Raw genomic sequence first — 18,265 nt, 5'->3', positions numbered from 1 at the left:
ACCGCTGGCAAACCGTGACCTGTAGCGGGTCACGGTAAGCGGAACGTTAATTAAACAGTGTGCCTATCAGCAGCCAGCCGTTGAGCGCCACCACGACGGCCACAATGGCCCAGCCAATGCGCTTAATCCAGCGGGTATTCACCAGTTCCCCCATCAGCTTGCCGTCGCTGGTAAAAATCAGCAGCGGCACCAGTGCCAGCGCAATACCGAAACTGAGCAGTACCTGACTCATCACCAGAATTCGCGTCGGGTCCAGCCCCATCAGGATGACGATAAACGAAGGTAACATGGTGATGGTCCGTCGGAACCACAGGGGGATGTGGAAGCGAATAAAGCCCTGCATGACAACCTGTCCGGCCAGCGTGCCCACGACCGTAGACGATAAGCCGGCGGCAATCAGGCTAAGACCAAAAATCGTTGCCGCCGCGTGACTCAGCAGGGGTTCCAGCGTTAAATAGGCCTGATCGAGATCGGTAATACCGGTATGCCCGTGGAAGTGGAACGCCGCCGCAGCGGTGGCCATCATCGCCAGATTGACGAAACCAGCGATGGTCATAGCGATGGCAACATCCCAGCGCGTGGCCTGGTAGCGCTCTTTGGCGGTGCCGCCGTGCAGATGCTGAGTCAGCGAGGAATGCAAATAAATCACGTGCGGCATGATGGTCGCCCCCAGCACGCCCGCCGCCAGGTAGACCGCCTCGCCGTTCGGCAGCGATGGCAGAATCATGCCTTTGGCCAGCGGCCCCAGCGCGGGCTGAGAGAAAATCAGCTCCACAATATACGCCGCTGCGACGAACAGCAGCAGACCACCAATCACTTTTTCCAGCGGTTTTTGCCCGCGACGCTGCAGCATCAGAATCAGGAAGGTGGCGATACCGGTCAATACCGCGCCTTGTAAAAGAGAAATGCCGAGGATCAGCTTAAAGCCGATCGCAGCGCCGATAAATTCGGCCAGATCGGTCGCCATGGCGATAATTTCCGCCTGTACCCAGTAAAACCACACGACCGGACGCGGATAATGGTCACGAATCTGCTCTGCGAGGTTTTTGCCGGTCGCAATGCCAAGCTTCGCTGACAGCACCTGAATCAGCATCGCCATCAGGTTTGCCCAGACCACCACCCACAGCAGCTGGTAGCCGAAGCTGGCGCCCGCCTGAATATTGGTCGCAAAATTACCCGGATCGATATAGCCGATCGCGGCAATAAATGCCGGCCCCATCAGCGCGAGTCGCATACGGCGCGCGGTGCGACAACGATTTGTTTCAATCCGACTGTTTGTCATTCTCTGCCTCAAAAACATAGCCTTTGCTATGTTTTAAGCTAACACAATGAGAATGATTATCAAGTTCATTTGGGAAGGTGATAATGATTACTCTGATAGCCGGAACCAATAGCCAGACTGGAGGTTAGGAAGGTTTGGTATACGCTTTACAAGAGAGTAGTACAACATGGAAACTTTTCATACATTTACTTAACATCACAAAAATGCATGGTTGATCACTAATTTTGAGTTTGCTCACAGGTTCTGAATATAGTGAGAGACAGATCTCGTTTTATTTAACTGTGTTACATAGAATGTGCACGAAAATTTAACCCGCCTCATGTTTGGAGCAAATATGGACCGCGTCTTGCATTTTATTCTCGCGCTCGTGGTGGTTGGGATTCTGGCCCTGCTGGTCAGTTCCAACCGCAAACAGATTCGCATTCGTTACGTTATCCAGCTACTGGTCATTGAAGTGCTGCTGGCATGGTTCTTCCTGAACTCCGATATCGGTCTGGGTTTTGTAAGAGGCTTCTCCGAGATGTTCGAAAAACTTCTCGGCTTTGCTAACGAAGGGACCAACTTCGTCTTTGGTAGCATGAACGACAAAGGTCTGGCGTTCTTCTTCCTGAAGGTCCTGTGCCCTATCGTCTTCATCTCCGCGCTGATCGGTATTCTGCAGCATATCCGCATCCTGCCGATTATCATTCGCGCCATTGGTACCGTGCTGTCTAAAGTCAACGGTATGGGCAAACTGGAGTCGTTCAACGCCGTCAGCTCTCTGATTCTGGGCCAGTCTGAAAACTTCATCGCCTATAAAGACATCCTGGGTAAAATGTCCCGCAACCGCATGTACACCATGGCGGCCACGGCGATGTCTACCGTTTCCATGTCTATCGTTGGCGCCTACATGACCATGCTGGAGCCGAAGTATGTTGTTGCGGCGCTGGTACTGAACATGTTCAGCACCTTTATCGTACTGTCGCTGATCAACCCGTACCGCGTGGATGCCAGCGAAGAAAACATTCAGATGTCCAACCTGCACGAAGGCCAGAGCTTCTTCGAAATGCTGGGTGAATACATTCTGGCAGGCTTCAAAGTTGCGATTATCGTTGCTGCTATGCTGATCGGCTTCATCGCCCTGATCGCCGCCCTGAACGCCCTGTTCGCGACCGTCACCGGTTGGTTCGGCTACAGCATCTCCTTCCAGGGTATTCTGGGCTACATCTTCTATCCGGTTGCCTGGATCATGGGTGTACCGGCTAGCGAATCCCTGCAGGTCGGCAGCATTATGGCCACCAAGCTGGTATCCAACGAATTCGTTGCGATGATGGATCTGCAGAAAATTGCCGCAGACCTCTCTCCGCGCGCGGTGGGCATCATCTCCGTCTTCCTGGTGTCCTTCGCCAACTTCTCTTCCATCGGTATCATTGCGGGTGCGATTAAAGGCCTGAACGAAGAGCAGGGCAACGTGGTGTCCCGCTTCGGCCTGAAGCTGGTTTACGGTTCTACGCTGGTGAGCGTGCTGTCTGCTTCTATCGCCGCGCTGGTGCTGTAACGCGACGCTTGAGCATCACAGGGCCTGTAACGTTGTTACAGGCCTTTTTTTTTGTTTTCAAGCTGCCACAGCGGGCGAGGTTTATCAATCAGGTACCCCTGCATGTAGTGCACGCCAAGGCGCGACAGCAGCGCTTGCTGCTCTTCTGTTTCCACATACTCTGCCACCACCGACAGATTGCGCACCTTCGCCAGCTCGCAAATAGAACGGATGATCATTGCGTCCATCGGGTTATTCAGAACATCACGCACGAAGCAGCCGTCAATCTTGATGATATCGGCTTCCAGACGCTTCAGGCGTTCATAGTTGGCGTAGCCGGTGCCGAAGTCATCAATCGCAATCAGGCAACCAAACTGGCGCAGCTGCTGGATGTTGGCCACGCTAACGTCAGAATTAGAGAAAGCCTGCTCTTCGGTAATCTCAATAATGATGCGCTTCACGTCGACGCGATAGCGGCGGAACAGCGCGATGATTTCAGCCGCGCTGCCCTTCTGCATAAGCGTGTAGGGCATCAAATTTACCGAGAAGCTCATTCCCGGAAGATCGTCGAGCGAGCTGAACAAATACTCGAGCACCTGCATATCAAAGCGCTTGCTGAGGTTGAACTGGGCCAGCACGGGAATAAACTTATCCGGCGTCACAACCCCGCTGGCGTCGACGAGACGGCTTAAAATTTCGTAATACCCTTCCCCCGACGGCTTTCTGATCGGCTGGGCGTAGAGGACAAAGCCGCCCCAGTCCAGCGCGTTTTTAACCCGATTCAACAACACCACCCGTTCGCTATTCTGATCGAAGGCTTCAACGTGGCCGTTATCCAGCTTCAGTATTTGGTTTCCCTCATCGGCCTGCTCCACCAGCCAGCTCAGCTGGCCCAGCAGATGGTGCAAGTTTTTATCCCGGGGATGCACCGGCGACCAGGAAATGGCGTACTCAAGGTTCAGCACCGCATTGTTCCAATGGATTTCCTTGTTACTCAGAAAATCAATCAGATGATTCAGTCGCGCTTTGGTATCCGGGCCGTTCAGCACCAGAAGCAGCTCATTGCCCGGCAGCTGGAACAGCTTTTCTTCATGGCATAAGAGCGGCTGTAAAACCTGAGTAATGCTGCGTTTGCACTGAATACGCATAGTCATGCCGTAGTGGCGGCTGAGAAAATCCAGGTTGCCGATATGCAAGCAACAGATGCTGACGGAACCCGCTCGCGGTTTCATCATGTATTCTTCCAGCGCGCGCAGGTTCGGCAGGCCGGTTATCGGATCCTGCATGGCCTGAGCCTGCCACATTGACTGCAGCCTCTGGCTGCGGTGGTAGACCTGTAGCAGATAGAGCAGACATACCGTAAAGGAGATCAGCGATGAGAGTATGAAGGCCAGAGAGTACTGGGTCTGTATGCCGTGAAGGAAGTTTTTGTTGTACATCACCAACAGGAAGGCGGACACCGTCCAGGTCAACACAACCAGGGGATAGGCCAACTGGCTGATGCCAAAAGAGAAAAAGATAAATATGGCCGGTACCAGATAACCCGCAAAATAATAGTCGCCGAACGGCGCACACAGGAATACCAACATTCCGACCAGGCTAATAAACCAGCAAGTAATAAATATCCTATTCCTGAGATCGGTATAGCAAACAATATTCCTGCGCCAGAATGATCTGGCATAGCGCGGGTTGAGGCACATTCTGAATGGATAATAAAAAAGGCGTGTAAAAATCAGCGATGCGCAAACCAGCCCTTGTATATCAACGATAGTATAAATAACTGATGTTATATTAAAATAACTGTACATTAATTCCGGGATAAAAATTATCTCGCCGGTAACATACATCAAAATCTTGGCCATTATCGGGGCAGAAAAGCCTAACAAAAAGACATTCAAGCCGATGTTTTTTATAGGAATTCCATGCCTCCACCGACGACCTAGAGAATAGCGTAAAATAAGGCAACAAAGGCAAACTGCGGCCAACTGACAGAATAGCAATGTTAATGAATAAAAAGGGGATAAATGCAGTTGCCAATAGTTAGTAACGGTAAAGCCAAGCGCTAGTGGCGCAATAGCATGGCGACCAAAAAGCATAATCAGGGCAATCATTACGCCTAGTGGTAGCCAGGCCAGATATACAGAATGCCCGTCATAAAATGCGGTTGGGGAGATATATCTGGATAATGGAATAGCCACCAGGCTCATTATCAGAGCCAAGCAGAATTTCCTAAGTGGGGTACTCCTGATGACCGTCATGCGTATCTGCCGATATCCTTTATCGTACGTAGTTTGACTCTTTGAATATTAGGGGCGCGAATTTATTGGCGCAAGCGTAAGCGATGAAATCCTGATCTGTACCGGTCTTTTAAAAGAGGAACGCTGTATTTTTGTACATACAGGAGATAAAAAAAACCCCCGCCATCAGGCGAGGGTTTCAAATTTTGGTGGAGCTAAGCGGGATCGAACCGCTGACCTCTTGCATGCCATGCAAGCGCTCTCCCAGCTGAGCTATAGCCCCAACGTAAAGCTGTCGTGTTGACGGGCGGCATAATATGAATTCCCTCGCACAGTGTCAACGGCAAAATTCGCTAACAGCATCTAACCGCTGAAAAAGCAGACAAACGGGCCGTTTTCCACGCTCGCTCGCAAACAGGAGTTATCCGTGTCACGTTTTCATATAAAACGATGCTATAACATGAACCTGTAATTCCCACACAGCAACTCAGGAAATAGCATGCTCAAGGAACGAATGACGCCGGAGGAGATCGCCCACCTGACGGGCTATAGCCGCCAGACCATCAACAAATGGGTACGAAAAGAAGGCTGGAAAACATCTCCCCGCCCTGGCGTTCAGGGCGGCAAAGCCAGACTTGTACACGTTGACGAGGACGTCGTTGAGTTCATCCATAGCGCTCAGCGCGCCGCAGAGACCACCGCCCCCTACGCAACCGACAATCCTTTCCATACGCTGCTGCTCACGCTGGTAGATGAAATGACCGAGTCGGAACAGAAACAGCTGACCTCGCTGCTGCTTCGGGAAGGGATCAGCGGTTTATTACAACGTTTAGAAATTCGTGGTTAAGCCCTCGTGATGAAAACACTTCCCGCCAAAATGTCGACTGAAGAGCTGGCCGAACGCACCGGTATGACCCGGCAGACCATCAATCGCTGGATTCGCGAACAAGGCTGGCGCACCGAACCGATACCGGGCATTAAAGGCGGCCGCGCGCGGCTGATTTTTATGAGCCAGGAAGTGCGGGACTATCTTGCCAATATTCCCGCACTGCGCCACATGATGGCGACCAACCAGATAGATGAGCCCACGCCCGGCTACAGCGCAAAAGCATCCGAGGTGGTGTGGCAGCAGATTGCCGACGTGCTGCAAAATATGACGCCGGTGGAACAACAGCGTCTGCACCGGCTGCTAGCGCGTGAAGGAATATGCGGATTTCTGTCGCGACTCGGGTTGAGCGACAACGAGACGTAAAAAAAGCGGGTTTCCCCGCTTTTTTTGTGCCCGAAGGTCTCTTACTGCTGGCTTTCACGCTCGGCGATAAAGCCCAGAGCCTTATTGATACGCTCAATACTGCGAGACTGACCGATAGCATGTACGGTCACATCCAGCGCAGGAGACTGGCCAGCCCCGGTGACAGCAACGCGCAGCGGCATGCCCACTTTACCCATCCCCACTTCCAGCTCATCGGCCGTCGCCTGAATGGCATGGTGCACGTTTTCCGCCGTCCACTCGGTGATAGCGGCAATTTTGTCGCGCACCACTTCCAGCGGCTGACGAGCAACCGGACGCAGGTGTTTTTTCGCCGCATCGGCATCAAATTCGCTGAAGTCTTCATAGAAGTAACGGCAGCTCTGCGCCATCTCTTTGAGCGTTTTGCAGCGCTCGCCGAGCAGTTTCACCAGCTCGCACAGCTGCGGGCCAACGCGGGTATCAATATTTTCCTGCTCAATGTGCCACTGCAGATGCGTTGCCACATATTCCGGTGCCAGCGTATTGATATAGTGATGGTTCAGCCACTGCAGTTTTTCGGTGTTAAACGCACTAGCCGATTTGCTGACCGCATTCAGAGAGAAGAATTCAATCATCTCTTCACGGCTGAAGATTTCCTGATCGCCATGGGACCAGCCCAGGCGCACCAGATAGTTCAGCAGCGCTTCCGGCAGGTAGCCGTCATCACGATATTGCATCACGCTTACCGCGCCGTGACGTTTAGACAGTTTTTTGCCGTCGTCGCCGTTGATCATTGAAACATGCGCATACATCGGCACCGGCGCATTCAGCGCTTTAAGGATGTTGATTTGGCGCGGGGTGTTGTTGATATGATCTTCACCACGGATCACGTGGGTGATTTCCATATCCCAGTCATCGACGACAACGCAGAAGTTGTAGGTCGGAGAGCCGTCGGTACGACGGATGATCAGATCGTCCAGTTCCTGGTTGCTGAACTCGATCGGCCCACGGATCTGGTCGTCAAAAATAACAGACCCTTCCTGCGGGTTAGCAAAACGCACGACGCACGGTTCATCAGCGGCATGATGCTCATGACCATGGCGGCAGCGGCCGTCATAACGCGGCTTCTCGCCTTTTGCCATCTGCTCTTCACGCAGGGCGTCCAGACGCTCTTTAGAGCAATAGCATTTATACGCCGTGCCCGCTTCCAGCATTTCGTCAATCACCGCATTGTAGCGATCGAAACGTTTAGTCTGGTAGTACGGGCCTTCATCCCACTCCAGATTCAGCCAGTTCATACCATCCATAATGGCTTCAATGGCTTCCGGGGTTGAGCGCTCAAGATCGGTGTCTTCAATACGCAGCACAAACTCACCGTCGTGGTTACGTGCAAAAAGCCAGGAATAAAGAGCAGTACGAGCACCGCCGACGTGCAGATAGCCGGTCGGGCTAGGCGCGAAGCGAGTTTTGATTTTCATGAAATGGCCTTACGTTTATAAAGATGCCGACAACCGGCAAATCCTGGAAATAAAAGTGGGCAATATTCTATCACTCCCATTCGGTTGTTCCCACCGCAAGCGCATGCTTTGCATTTTTTGCATACAATTCATACAACATAGCGTATTTAGCGATCGCATTGATTAATTTTACGACGAACGAACAAATTCTTTAGAAAAGGCGTTGACTCATTTTCAACTCTCCCTATAATGCGACTCCACACAGCGGGGGTGATTAGCTCAGCTGGGAGAGCACCTCCCTTACAAGGAGGGGGTCGGCGGTTCGATCCCGTCATCACCCACCAACTACTTTATGTAGTCTCCGCCGTGTAAAGCAAGAAATTGAGAAGTGGGTGATTAGCTCAGCTGGGAGAGCACCTCCCTTACAAGGAGGGGGTCGGCGGTTCGATCCCGTCATCACCCACCACTTTCTCGCCAGCTGGATTTCTTGTTAAAATGTGAAGTACCGAAGTGGGTGATTAGCTCAGCTGGGAGAGCACCTCCCTTACAAGGAGGGGGTCGGCGGTTCGATCCCGTCATCACCCACCACTTCGGGTCGTTAGCTCAGTTGGTAGAGCAGTTGACTTTTAATCAATTGGTCGCAGGTTCGAATCCTGCACGACCCACCAATGTAAAAAAGCGCCCTAAAGGCTCTTTTTTGCTATCTGCGATATAAACGATTCGAACCTGCTGCAGGTTCGGTGTTGAGCGCAGCGAAACAACGGAGCCGTTTACGGCGACGGCCCGAAGGGCGAGCGAAGCGAGTCATCCTGCACGACCCACCAATGTAAAAAAGCGCCCTAAAGGCGCTTTTTTGCTATCTGCGATTTACCCGCAATTATCAGCGATTAACAACCTTCCTGCATAAATGTTGCAATCAGCTTGCTCAGCACAGGCGTAACCTGCTGATGCTCATACACCAGGTAGAGATCTGCCGCTATCCGCTCTTCCAGCGGCCGAAACACCACGCCGGGCCAGTTCATTTGTGCATAGCTGTCAGCCATTAATGTAATCCCCATCCCCATGCTGATCATCGCCAGCACCGTTTGCGGTTCGACCACTTCACGAACGATCATTGGGGTAAAGCCCGCTTTCTGACAGACAATCTGCAAAAAGGCCCAATCGGAATGCACCGACGGCAGCGTCACGAAATACTCATTGCGCAGGGCGTCTAACGGAACGCGATCGCAGGCTGCCAGGGCATGATCCTCCGGCATCGCTACCAGGAACGATGCTTCATACAGGCGCTGGGCAGAAAAGCGCTCTGGCAATGCCGTCGCCATCCGCCAGATCCCGGCGTCCAGCTCGCGCCTCTCCAGCAGTGCCATTTGCAGCCCCGGCGACTTTTCACGGAATATCACATCAACGTTGGGGTTTTCCTTTAAAAACCGATGCATCATCGGCCGCATGCGCCCCCACATCGCCGTGCCTACCACGCCCAGTTCAATTCGCCCAGACTCGCCGCGACCAATCTTTTCAACCCGTGCCAGCGCCTGATTGGTGCTTTCGATTAAGCGTCGTGACTCCTCCATCAGCACCTTGCCGGCGTGCGTGAGCGCTACGCTGCGAGAATGCCGCACAAACAGTAGCGTACCGAGCTGCTGTTCAAGCTCTTTGATATGAATACTGAGCGGAGGCTGCGACATATTTAAACGCACTGCGGCTCGGCCAAAATGTAGCTCTTCCGCCACGGCGATAAAATAGCGTAATAATTTAAGATCGATACGGTGCTCACGTCCCATCACTATTACGCTCCATAATGGCTATTCGAAGGATTAAGGAAGGTGCGAACAAGTCCCTGATATGAGATCATGTTTGTCATCTGGAGCCATGGAACAGGGTTCATCATGAGTCATCAACTCACCTTCGCCGACAGTGAATTCAGCAGTAAGCGCCGTCAGACCAGAAAAGAGATTTTCTTGTCCCGCATGGAGCAGATTCTGCCATGGCAAAACATGGTGGAAGTCATCGAGCCGTTTTACCCCAAGGCTGGTAATGGCCGGCGACCTTATCCGCTGGAAACCATGCTACGCATTCACTGCATGCAGCATTGGTACAACCTGAGCGATGGCGCGATGGAAGATGCTCTGTACGAAATCGCCTCCATGCGTCTGTTTGCCCGGTTATCCCTGGATAGCGCCTTGCCTGACCGCACCACCATCATGAATTTCCGCCACCTGCTGGAGCAGCATCAACTGGCCCGCCAATTGTTCAAGACCATCAATCGCTGGCTGGCCGAAGCAGGCGTCATGATGACTCAAGGCACCTTGGTCGATGCCACCATCATTGAGGCACCCAGCTCGACCAAGAACAAAGAGCAGCAACGCGATCCGGAGATGCATCAGACCAAGAAAGGCAATCAGTGGCACTTTGGCATGAAGGCCCACATTGGTGTCGATGCCAAGAGTGGCCTGACCCACAGCCTGGTCACCACCGCGGCCAACGAGCATGACCTCAATCAGCTGGGTAATCTGCTTCATGGAGAGGAGCAATTTGTCTCAGCCGATGCCGGCTACCAAGGGGCGCCACAGCGCGAGGAGCTGGCCGAGGTGGATGTGGACTGGCTGATCGCCGAGCGCCCCGGCAAGGTAAGAACCTTGAAACAGCATCCACGCAAGAACAAAACGGCCATCAACATCGAATACATGAAAGCCAGCATCCGGGCCAAGGTGGAGCACCCATTTCGCATCATCAAGCGACAGTTCGGCTTCGTGAAAGCCAGATACAAGGGGTTGCTGAAAAACGATAACCAACTGGCGATGTTATTCACGCTGGCCAACCTGTTTCGGGCGGACCAAATGATACGTCAGTGGGAGAGATCTCACTAAAAACTGGGAATAACGCCTTAAATGGCGAAGAAACGGTCTAAATAGGCTGATTCAAGGCATTTACGGGAGAAAAAATCGGCTCAAACATGAAGAAATGAAATGGCTGAGTCAGCCGAGAAGAATTTCCCCGCTTATTCGCACCTTCCCTATCTTGAACTGGAAGGCGGCGCCAATTTCAGCTGGGGCGAAATGTACGGTTTCTTCGATTGGGAAAATTTTTATAACAACCGTCACGATAAACCCGGCAGCGAACAACGCTATACGTTTAAAAACACCAACCGCATTTATCTGGGCGATACCGGGCTGAATCTCTATCTCCACGCCTACGGGACCTATGGCTCACCGAACCGGGTCAATTTCCACGATGATATGTTCCTCTACGGCCTTGGCTACAACTTTACCGGCAACGGTTATTGGTTTAAGCCGTTTATTGCTAAACGCTATACCGATCAGACCTACTACACCGGTGATAATGGCTACGTGGCCGGGTGGGTTGCCGGGTACAGCTTTATGCTCGGCCATGAGAAATTCACCGTCACCAACTGGAACGAATACGAATTTGATCGGGATCCAAGCTATGCGGCCGGTAACGGCGGTAAGGAAGGGCTGAACGGCGCGCTGGCGGTATGGTGGAACGCAACAGCCCATCTGACCACCGGTATTCAATACCGCTACGCGGACGATAAGCTCGGCGAAAGCTGGTATCAGGACGCTATCATCTACTCGGTAAAATTCAATTTCTAATGCTCAAATGCGGGAAGCAATGCTCAAGCTTCCCACTAGCAGGCCGATATTGGTTATATTTCCCTTTATAAGGCCTCGATCATGACCACTATCAGCACAACTTCCATCGCAGCGCTGAAAGCCACTACCAGCTCCGCCGCGCCGGAAGGTAACGATGCCGCATCGCAGATGGCGCGTATCACCCAACAGATTGTGAAGCTCACCCAGCAGCTAAAAGAAATCGCCGACGGCAGCGGGAGCACCGAAGAAAAACAAAAGCGGGCGGAAATGATTCAGGAGCAGATTACCATGCTGGAAGCACAGCTGGCGCAGCTGCAGCGCCAGCAGGCGGAAAAGGAACAAGAAAAACAGGAAGCCTCTGCCGCCCCCGTCACCGGCATCAATAAGCCCAGCGACGACCGTCAAATCGATATCTATATCTGATACAGCGGCTCCTGAGCGCGGTTATCCATCAGCAGCTGGCTCTGCTCACGCACCACGTCCCACAGCGCCTGGGCGGCCGTCGAGAGCGAGCGATTTTTTCGCCGCGCCAGCATCAGCTGACGCTCTACCCCTGGGGTCAGTCGCTTCACAACCAGCGGGCTCCCCTCAGGTAACGGCAGCGCCAGCGCGGGGATAATGCTAATACCAATACCGGCGGTCACCATCGGGAACAGCGTTGCCGGGTGGCCAATTTCCTGCACGATATCGGCTTCAATATCATGCAGGCGCAGCGCGGCATCAATCAGCATTCGGCTGCCCGAGGCGTAGTCCTGCAGCACCAGCTTCGCCCCCTGTAGCGCCTGCCAGCTCACGCTCGGCAGCCCAGCAAACGGATGATCGCCGCGGCACAACAGGAAAAACGGTTCCGACAGCACGGCTTCGCACTGTAAATCCCCCACAACGCCCGGATCGATAACGATGCCAAAATCCACCTCGCCCTGGCGGATGCTCTCCAGTACCCACTGCTGCGGTCGGTCATGCAGCACAAAGCGAATATCCGGATAGCGGCGATTGCTTTGGGCAATGCATTGCGGAATAAGATGCGCCGAGATGGTCTGGCTTGCCGCCACACGCACCGTCCCGCTAAGCTGCTGACCAATACGCCCGGCTTCACGCAGCGTGCTATGCAGCTCATCCAGCAGGCGCTCAAGCCGCTACGCCAGCTGCTGCCCCGCTTCGGTTAGCACCACTTCGCGCGTGGTGCGGTCGAGCAGACGCACGCCGGTCTGATGCTCCAGTTCCTTTACGCTATGGCTAACCGCCGACTGGCTGAGGCCAATGATCTCCCCCGCCCGACTAAAGCTTTTCGCCTGCGCAACCGTCACAAACACCTTTAACTGCCGAAGAGAGTAATTCATCTTTTTTATTCATTAATGGATGCAATAAATCAATTTTATTTCTCAACAATAAAAAAGCAAAATAGCATCATCGATCTTCAGGAGTCTTTATGAAACTTTTCCGCATTTTAGATCCGTTTACGCTTACTCTTATCGCCGTCGTCCTGCTCGCCACCTTCTTTCCCGCGCGCGGCGATTTCGTACCATTTTTCGAGAATTTAACCACCGCCGCCATCGCGCTGCTGTTCTTCATGCACGGTGCCAAGCTATCGCGTGAATCAATTATTGCCGGCGGCAGCCACTGGCGACTGCACCTGTGGGTGATGTGCAGTACGTTTGTGGTCTTCCCGGTGCTCGGCGTACTGTTCGCCTGGTGGGCGCCCATTAACGTCGATCCGGCACTCTATTCAGGCTTCCTGTACCTCTGCATACTGCCTGCAACCGTGCAATCGGCCATCGCTTTCACGTCCCTGGCGGGCGGTAACGTAGCTGCCGCCGTCTGTTCTGCGTCCGCCTCTAGTCTGCTGGGGATTTTCCTGTCGCCGCTATTGGTTGGCCTGGTGATGAATGTTCACGGCGCCGGCGGCAGTCTCGAGCAGGTGGGCAAAATTATGCTGCAGCTGCTGCTGCCGTTCGTTCTTGGCCATCTCTCCCGCCCCTGGACTGCCGCATTTGTCAGCAAACACAAAAAATGGATCGCCAAAACCGACCAGACGTCAATTTTACTGGTGGTTTACTCCGCCTTCAGTGAAGCGGTGGTTAACGGGATCTGGCACAAAGTCGGTCTGGGGTCGCTGCTGTTTATCGTCGTGGTCAGTATCGTGCTGCTGGCGGTGGTGATTCTGATCAATACCGTGGTTGCCCGCCGTCTGGGCTTCAATAAAGCCGATGAAATTACGATTGTTTTCTGCGGTTCGAAAAAGAGTCTGGCCAACGGCATTCCGATGGCCAATATACTCTTCCCGACGTCAATTCTGGGGATGATGGTGCTGCCGCTGATGATCTTCCATCAGATTCAGCTGATGACCTGCGCGGTGCTAGCGCGCCGCTACAAAGCGCAGACTGAAAAACTGCAGGCCAAAGAGCAGGCCCGCGTTTAAGGCTAGCGTTTAAGGGGCTGCACCAGTTGGGTCAGCCCCTCGGTTTTAATCAACAGCGTCAGCTGCATCAGCTCGCCAAGGTGGCCCGCCGGAAACTGATCCTTGCGGGCAAACCACAGCAGATACTCCTCCGGCACGTCGATTAAACGTCGGCCTTTATACTTGCCGAACGGCATCTCGGTGTTGGCAATCTCAATCAGCTGCGCTTTATCCACGTCACACTCCTAGCAGCCGCAGCATTTCCGCTTCATCAATCACCGCGATGCCAAGCTCCTGCGCTTTGGCCAGCTTCGAGCCTGCCGCTTCGCCGGCAATCACCAGGTCGGTTTTCTTCGATACGCTGCCCGCCACCTTCGCGCCCAGCTCGACCAGCCGTGCTTTGGCGTCATCACGGGACATCTGGCTCAGACTGCCGGTCAGCACCACGGTTTTACCTGCAAACGGGCTGTCTATCTCTTCAACGTTGATTGCCACCGGCGCAGGCCAGCTGACGCCTTCTTTCAGCAACTGTTCAATGACTTCGCGGTTGCTCGCTTCGGCAAAGAAGTTAAACACGTGGTTAGCCACCACGACGCCGACGTCCGGCACTTTTTGCAGCTCGTCAATCGACGCGGCCTCCAGCGCATCCAACGTACCAAAATAGGCCGCTAGCCCTGCGGCAGTGGCTTCACCCACTTCACGAATGCCGAGCGCATAGAGGAAACGGGCAAATGTCGTTTGCTTCGCCTTTTCCAGCGCATTCACCACGTTCTGCGCCGACTTGGGCCCCATGCGGTCCAGGCCGGTCAGTTTGCCTGCCGTTAAGGTAAACAGGTCGGCTGGCGTATGGACGTACTCTTTTTCCACCAGTTGATCGATGATTTTATCCCCCATGCCGTCCACGTCGAGAGCGCGGCGAGAGACAAAATGCTTCAGCGACTCTTTGCGCTGCGCACCGCAGATCAGGCCGCCGGTGCAGCGCGCCACCGCTTCCCCCTCTACGCGTTCAACGTCGGAGTGACACACCGGGCAGTGGGTCGGGAAGACAATTTCCTGCGTGTCATCAGGGCGCTCAGAAACCACCACGTTGACCACCTGCGGAATAACGTCCCCAGCGCGACGAATCACCACTTTATCGCCGATACGCAGCCCCAGCCGCGCAATTTCATCAGCGTTGTGCAGCGTGGCGTTGCTGACCAGCACGCCCGCCACCTGGACCGGCTCAAGCCGTGCAACCGGCGTAATCGCGCCGGTGCGCCCGACCTGGAATTCAACGTCGCGAACAAAGGTCATCTGCTCCTGGGCCGGGAACTTGAACGCGACCGCCCAGCGAGGGGCGCGGGCAACGAAGCCCAGCTGTTCCTGAAGCGCCAGCGAGTTGACCTTGATCACCACGCCATCAATATCAAAGCCCAGCGTTGGGCGATCTTCTTCAACTTTATGGTAGTAAGCGAGCACTTCCTCCGGCGAATCGCAGAGCGTCACGCGGTCGCTCACCGGCAGGCCCCACGCTTTAAACTGCATCAGGCGACCCAGATGGGTATCCGGCAGCTCGCCGCCTTCCAGCACGCCGACGCCATAGCAAAAGAAAGTAAGCGGTCGCTTCGCGGTGATGCGCGGGTCCAGCTGGCGCAGCGAACCGGCCGCCGCGTTACGCGGGTTGGCAAACACCTTGCTGCCGGTCCGGCGGGCGTCTTCGTTGATCTTTTCGAACCCGGCCTGCGGCAGGAACACTTCACCACGGACTTCCAGCCGCGCCGGAATGTTGTCGCCGTGCAGCTTCAGCGGGATCGCACGGATGGTACGCACGTTAGAGGTAATGTCCTCCCCGGTAGTGCCATCACCGCGCGTGGCGGCGCTGACCAGCACGCCGTTTTCATAAAGAATGCTCACCGCCAGCCCGTCGAGCTTCAGTTCACAGCACCAGGTCAGCTTGTCGCTGCTGTTGAGGCGGTCCTGCACGCGTTTGTTGAAGGCGAGGAAACTCTCTTCATCAAACACGTTATCCAGCGACAGCATCGGCACTTCATGACGAATCTGGCTAAAGGCGCCCAGCGGCTCAGCGCCGACGCGCTGGGTCGGTGAGTCAGCGGTAACTAACTGCGGATGCTGCGCTTCCAGCTCGCGCAGCTCGCGCATCAGGCGGTCGTACTCGGCGTCCGGTAGCTCCGGCGCATCCAGAACGTGGTACAGATATTCATGATGGCGAAGCGTCGCTCGCAGTTCATTCAGTCGTTGTTCTATAGATTGCATATCACACCATCAATGATAAAAAACCCCCGACAGGCGGGGGTTCAGGAGGGGTTGAAAACGCACGCGCCGAATCAGGCGTTGGCGTCTTTCACTTCGCGAATACGATCCTGATACTCGCGCAGCTTTTGCGGGGTCATCATCCGACGCTGATCGTCGAGCACCACGCCGCCGACTTCATCGGCAATATACTGTGCCGACTGGAGCATCAGCTTGAAGTTTTGCAGCTCATCACCGTAGCCCGGCACCTGCATGAAGATAGTCACGCCTGGCGTTTGCATATCGCTCATGTTGTCCGGATCAAACGTCCCCGGCTTGAGCATATTCGCCAGGCTAAACAGCGCCGGGCCGCTTCCGTCCGGGCTGAGATGGCGATGGAAGATGTTCATATCGCCAAACTTGAATCCGGCCTGTTGAATGCTGTTGAGCAGCAGTTCACCGTTAATGTATGAGCCCTGGTGAGCGGACACGTTCATGACGATGACCGTCTCTTTGCGCTCCGGCTTAACCGGTTCGGCGGGTTCTGGCGCTGGCTGTGCAACCGGTTCTGGCTGCGGCGGCTGCACCGGCTGCGGCTGGGCCGTCGGCGCTGCTACCGGCGCGGCAACGTGCGGCTGCGGAGCAACAGGCTGAGGCTGATGTACCGGCGGCACGGGCTGCGGTTGTTCGACAACCGGCGGGCGCACGGGCTGCTGCACAGGCTGCGTCGGTGGCACCGGAGCGTGCTGAGCAGGCTGATAAGGCTGTTGAACGGGCGGCTGCGGTACCGGCTCTTGCGGACGCACAGGCTGAGGAGCCTGTCGCTCGTAAGGCGGCTGGTACTGGTGTTGAGGCGCGTGACGGGGGGCTTCATGCTCCCCAGCGGCCCCAGGGGCGTGATTAACCTTGTGGACACGAACTTCACCCACGCCTTCAACATTGTCATCAACGTCGTCTTCCGACTCATCGTCGGCATCGCGAGACTTCATACGCTTGATTGGGCGATCGCGGAACATCGAGGAACGCTCTTTACGGCTCGTCCAGAAACCATGAACCAGTAAAGCGAGTATGGCGATCGCGCCAACAATGATTAATATCAGACGCAAATCCTGCATCATTATATTCTCTGTTGTTCTAACACCTTGCCACCACGGCAAACATTTACTCACTAAGAGTATTTGCCCATCACGTCAAGTGCAAGTGTGCACATGACATTCACCGCAGAAAGATGCGTTAAATCGTACTTTTTGCTTGTTTTTCGAACATTTCTTAACTGGTGATTGTCCAACAACTCGCTAATATAGTGTCGTCTTTTCAATGTAGTCAGACAAAGGAGCTTCACCTGACCATGGTTTCATCGTCCACCCCTGCCGCACGCAGCGGCGTTTACTATTTCTCTCAGGGCTGGAAACTGATCGGCTTGCCGGGCATTCGCCGATTCGTCATCTTACCGCTGTTGGTCAATATTGTGCTGATGGGCGGCGCCTTCTGGTGGCTGTTCAGCAAGCTGGAGAGCTGGATCCCCTCGCTGATGGGGCGTATTCCCGACTGGCTGCAGTGGCTGAGCTATCTGCTTTGGCCGGTGATCGTGATTTCAATTCTGCTGGTTTTCGGCTATTTCTTCTCAACCATCGCCAACTGGATAGCCGCGCCGTTTAACGGTCTGCTGGCCGAGCAGTTAGAGGCGCGCTTAACCGGCGCCACCCCGCCGGACACCGGTATTGTCGGTATTATGAAAGACCTGCCCCGCATCATGAAACGCGAATGGCAAAAGCTGGCGTGGTATCTGCCGCGCGCCGTCGTGCTGCTGCTGTACTTTATTCCGGGCATCGGCCAGACGGTCGCGCCGGTGCTGTGGTTCCTGTTCAGCGCCTGGATGCTGGCGATTCAGTACTGCGACTATCCGTTCGATAACCACAAGGTACCGTTTAAAACTATGCGTGAAGCGCTGCGCACCCGTAAGGTCACTAACATGCAGTTTGGCGCGCTGACCAGCCTGTTCACCCTGATCCCGGTGCTTAACCTGGTGATTATTCCGGTGGCGATTTGCGGCGCGACGGCGATGTGGGTGGACTGCTATCGCGATAAACACGCGATGTGGAAATAACCTCACTTTCAGGCGTAATGCTTAACTGACGTTGTAGGCCGGATAAGCGCAGCGCCATCCGGCAACGTGTATGGGCTCTGCCGGATGGCGCTGCGCTTATCCGGCCTGCCGTTTCCCGTTATGCCTTGCCTTATTCCATCACGATAGCCATTATTTCCCTTCAGTATATAGATATGCGAAATCCTTACTTCCGCAGA

15 protein-coding genes, 5 tRNA genes and 1 pseudogene are annotated in these 18,265 nt (G+C 54.4%); 12 read left to right on the top strand and 9 right to left on the bottom strand.

Translation table 11 applies throughout. The features are described from left to right. Positions 1 to 46 precede the first annotated feature (46 nt). Positions 47 to 1,282 (bottom strand): Nramp family divalent metal transporter, encoded by a 1,236-nt coding sequence (locus H7R56_RS07195; RefSeq protein ID WP_106924195.1) that lies wholly within the window; start codon positions 1,280 to 1,282, stop codon positions 47 to 49. Between the two features lie 334 nt (positions 1,283 to 1,616). On the opposite strand from H7R56_RS07195, the gene nupC reads away from it, so the two are divergent. Continuing rightward, positions 1,617 to 2,819, top strand: coding sequence for a nucleoside permease NupC (gene nupC / locus H7R56_RS07190; protein WP_106924194.1), 1,203 nt, complete (start codon positions 1,617 to 1,619; stop codon positions 2,817 to 2,819). 35 nt (positions 2,820 to 2,854) lie between these two features. On the opposite strand, the gene H7R56_RS07185 is transcribed toward nupC, so the two are convergent. Both H7R56_RS07185 and H7R56_RS07180 read right to left on the bottom strand, forming a co-directional pair. Next, positions 2,855 to 5,056: a sensor domain-containing phosphodiesterase gene (locus H7R56_RS07185; RefSeq protein WP_106924193.1), complete on the bottom strand. Its 2,202-nt coding sequence runs from the start codon at positions 5,054 to 5,056 to the stop codon at positions 2,855 to 2,857. Positions 5,057 to 5,242: 186 nt separating this feature from the next. Further along, positions 5,243 to 5,318, bottom strand: a tRNA-Ala gene (locus H7R56_RS07180). Between the two features lie 216 nt (positions 5,319 to 5,534). Between H7R56_RS07180 and H7R56_RS07175 the strand changes: the two genes are divergently transcribed. Continuing rightward, complete coding sequence (locus H7R56_RS07175) at positions 5,535 to 5,882, top strand: YfeC-like transcriptional regulator (protein ID WP_106924192.1); 348 nt, start codon at positions 5,535 to 5,537, stop codon at positions 5,880 to 5,882. A gap of 9 nt (positions 5,883 to 5,891) precedes the next feature. Further along, positions 5,892 to 6,287 (top strand): YfeC-like transcriptional regulator, encoded by a 396-nt coding sequence (locus tag H7R56_RS07170; RefSeq protein ID WP_106924191.1) that lies wholly within the window; start codon positions 5,892 to 5,894, stop codon positions 6,285 to 6,287. A 41-nt stretch (positions 6,288 to 6,328) separates the two neighbouring features. On the opposite strand, the gene gltX is transcribed toward H7R56_RS07170, so the two are convergent. Next, entirely contained in the window at positions 6,329 to 7,744 is a 1,416-nt protein-coding gene (gene gltX / locus H7R56_RS07165; protein ID WP_106924190.1) for a glutamate--tRNA ligase, read from the bottom strand. Between the two features lie 247 nt (positions 7,745 to 7,991). On the opposite strand from gltX, the gene H7R56_RS07160 reads away from it, so the two are divergent. The 4 genes from H7R56_RS07160 to H7R56_RS07145 all read left to right on the top strand — a co-directional run bounded on the left by H7R56_RS07160 (position 7,992) and on the right by H7R56_RS07145 (position 8,391). Beyond that, positions 7,992 to 8,067: transfer RNA gene (locus H7R56_RS07160), tRNA-Val, on the top strand. A 46-nt stretch (positions 8,068 to 8,113) separates the two neighbouring features. Continuing rightward, a tRNA-Val gene (locus tag H7R56_RS07155) sits at positions 8,114 to 8,189 on the top strand. A gap of 46 nt (positions 8,190 to 8,235) precedes the next feature. After that, positions 8,236 to 8,311: transfer RNA gene (locus H7R56_RS07150), tRNA-Val, on the top strand. A 4-nt stretch (positions 8,312 to 8,315) separates the two neighbouring features. Next, positions 8,316 to 8,391 (top strand) — tRNA-Lys (locus tag H7R56_RS07145). Between the two features lie 219 nt (positions 8,392 to 8,610). Here H7R56_RS07145 and H7R56_RS07140 read toward each other — a convergent pair. Continuing rightward, positions 8,611 to 9,504, bottom strand: coding sequence for a LysR family transcriptional regulator (locus tag H7R56_RS07140; RefSeq protein WP_106924189.1), 894 nt, complete (start codon positions 9,502 to 9,504; stop codon positions 8,611 to 8,613). A 105-nt stretch (positions 9,505 to 9,609) separates the two neighbouring features. Between H7R56_RS07140 and H7R56_RS07135 the strand changes: the two genes are divergently transcribed. The 3 genes from H7R56_RS07135 to H7R56_RS07125 all read left to right on the top strand — a co-directional run bounded on the left by H7R56_RS07135 (position 9,610) and on the right by H7R56_RS07125 (position 11,757). Then, positions 9,610 to 10,590 carry an IS5-like element IS5 family transposase gene (locus H7R56_RS07135; protein ID WP_000019402.1) on the top strand — a complete coding sequence of 327 codons (981 nt, stop codon included), beginning with the start codon at positions 9,610 to 9,612 and terminating at the stop codon, positions 10,588 to 10,590. Positions 10,591 to 10,689: 99 nt separating this feature from the next. After that, complete coding sequence (locus tag H7R56_RS07130; protein WP_264991543.1) at positions 10,690 to 11,334, top strand: nucleoside-specific channel-forming Tsx family protein; 645 nt, start codon at positions 10,690 to 10,692, stop codon at positions 11,332 to 11,334. An 81-nt stretch (positions 11,335 to 11,415) separates the two neighbouring features. Then, positions 11,416 to 11,757, top strand: a complete 342-nt coding sequence (locus H7R56_RS07125) for a FlxA-like family protein (RefSeq protein ID WP_106924184.1) — start codon at positions 11,416 to 11,418, stop codon at positions 11,755 to 11,757. On the opposite strand, the pseudogene H7R56_RS07120 reads toward H7R56_RS07125, so the two are convergent. Continuing rightward, a pseudogene (locus H7R56_RS07120) lies at positions 11,748 to 12,674 on the bottom strand (LysR family transcriptional regulator). The gene H7R56_RS07125 and the pseudogene H7R56_RS07120 sit on opposite strands and share 10 nt — an antisense overlap. An 89-nt stretch (positions 12,675 to 12,763) precedes the next feature. On the opposite strand from H7R56_RS07120, the gene H7R56_RS07115 reads away from it, so the two are divergent. Then, entirely contained in the window at positions 12,764 to 13,753 is a 990-nt protein-coding gene (locus H7R56_RS07115; RefSeq protein ID WP_106924182.1) for a bile acid:sodium symporter family protein, read from the top strand. A 2-nt stretch (positions 13,754 to 13,755) separates the two neighbouring features. On the opposite strand, the gene H7R56_RS07110 is transcribed toward H7R56_RS07115, so the two are convergent. The 3 genes from H7R56_RS07110 to zipA form a co-directional block, all read right to left on the bottom strand. Continuing rightward, positions 13,756 to 13,968, bottom strand: a complete 213-nt coding sequence (locus tag H7R56_RS07110) for a DUF3820 family protein (RefSeq protein WP_106924181.1) — start codon at positions 13,966 to 13,968, stop codon at positions 13,756 to 13,758. 1 nt (position 13,969) lies between these two features. Beyond that, entirely contained in the window at positions 13,970 to 15,985 is a 2,016-nt protein-coding gene (gene ligA, locus H7R56_RS07105) for an NAD-dependent DNA ligase LigA (RefSeq protein WP_106924180.1), read from the bottom strand. A gap of 71 nt (positions 15,986 to 16,056) precedes the next feature. Beyond that, entirely contained in the window at positions 16,057 to 17,079 is a 1,023-nt protein-coding gene (gene zipA, locus H7R56_RS07100; protein WP_106924179.1) for a cell division protein ZipA, read from the bottom strand. Positions 17,080 to 17,309: 230 nt separating this feature from the next. Here zipA and cysZ point away from each other — a divergent pair, with 230 nt between their 5' ends. Continuing rightward, positions 17,310 to 18,068, top strand: a complete 759-nt coding sequence (gene cysZ, locus H7R56_RS07095; RefSeq protein ID WP_182928560.1) for a sulfate transporter CysZ — start codon at positions 17,310 to 17,312, stop codon at positions 18,066 to 18,068. Positions 18,069 to 18,265 lie beyond the last annotated feature (197 nt).

It is taken from the genome of Klebsiella sp. WP3-W18-ESBL-02 (assembly GCF_014168815.1).
Lineage (GTDB): Bacteria > Pseudomonadota > Gammaproteobacteria > Enterobacterales > Enterobacteriaceae > Kluyvera > Kluyvera ascorbata_B.
The sequence above is the reverse complement of the archived record's forward strand: the minus strand, read 5'-3'. Positions and strand labels throughout refer to the sequence as shown.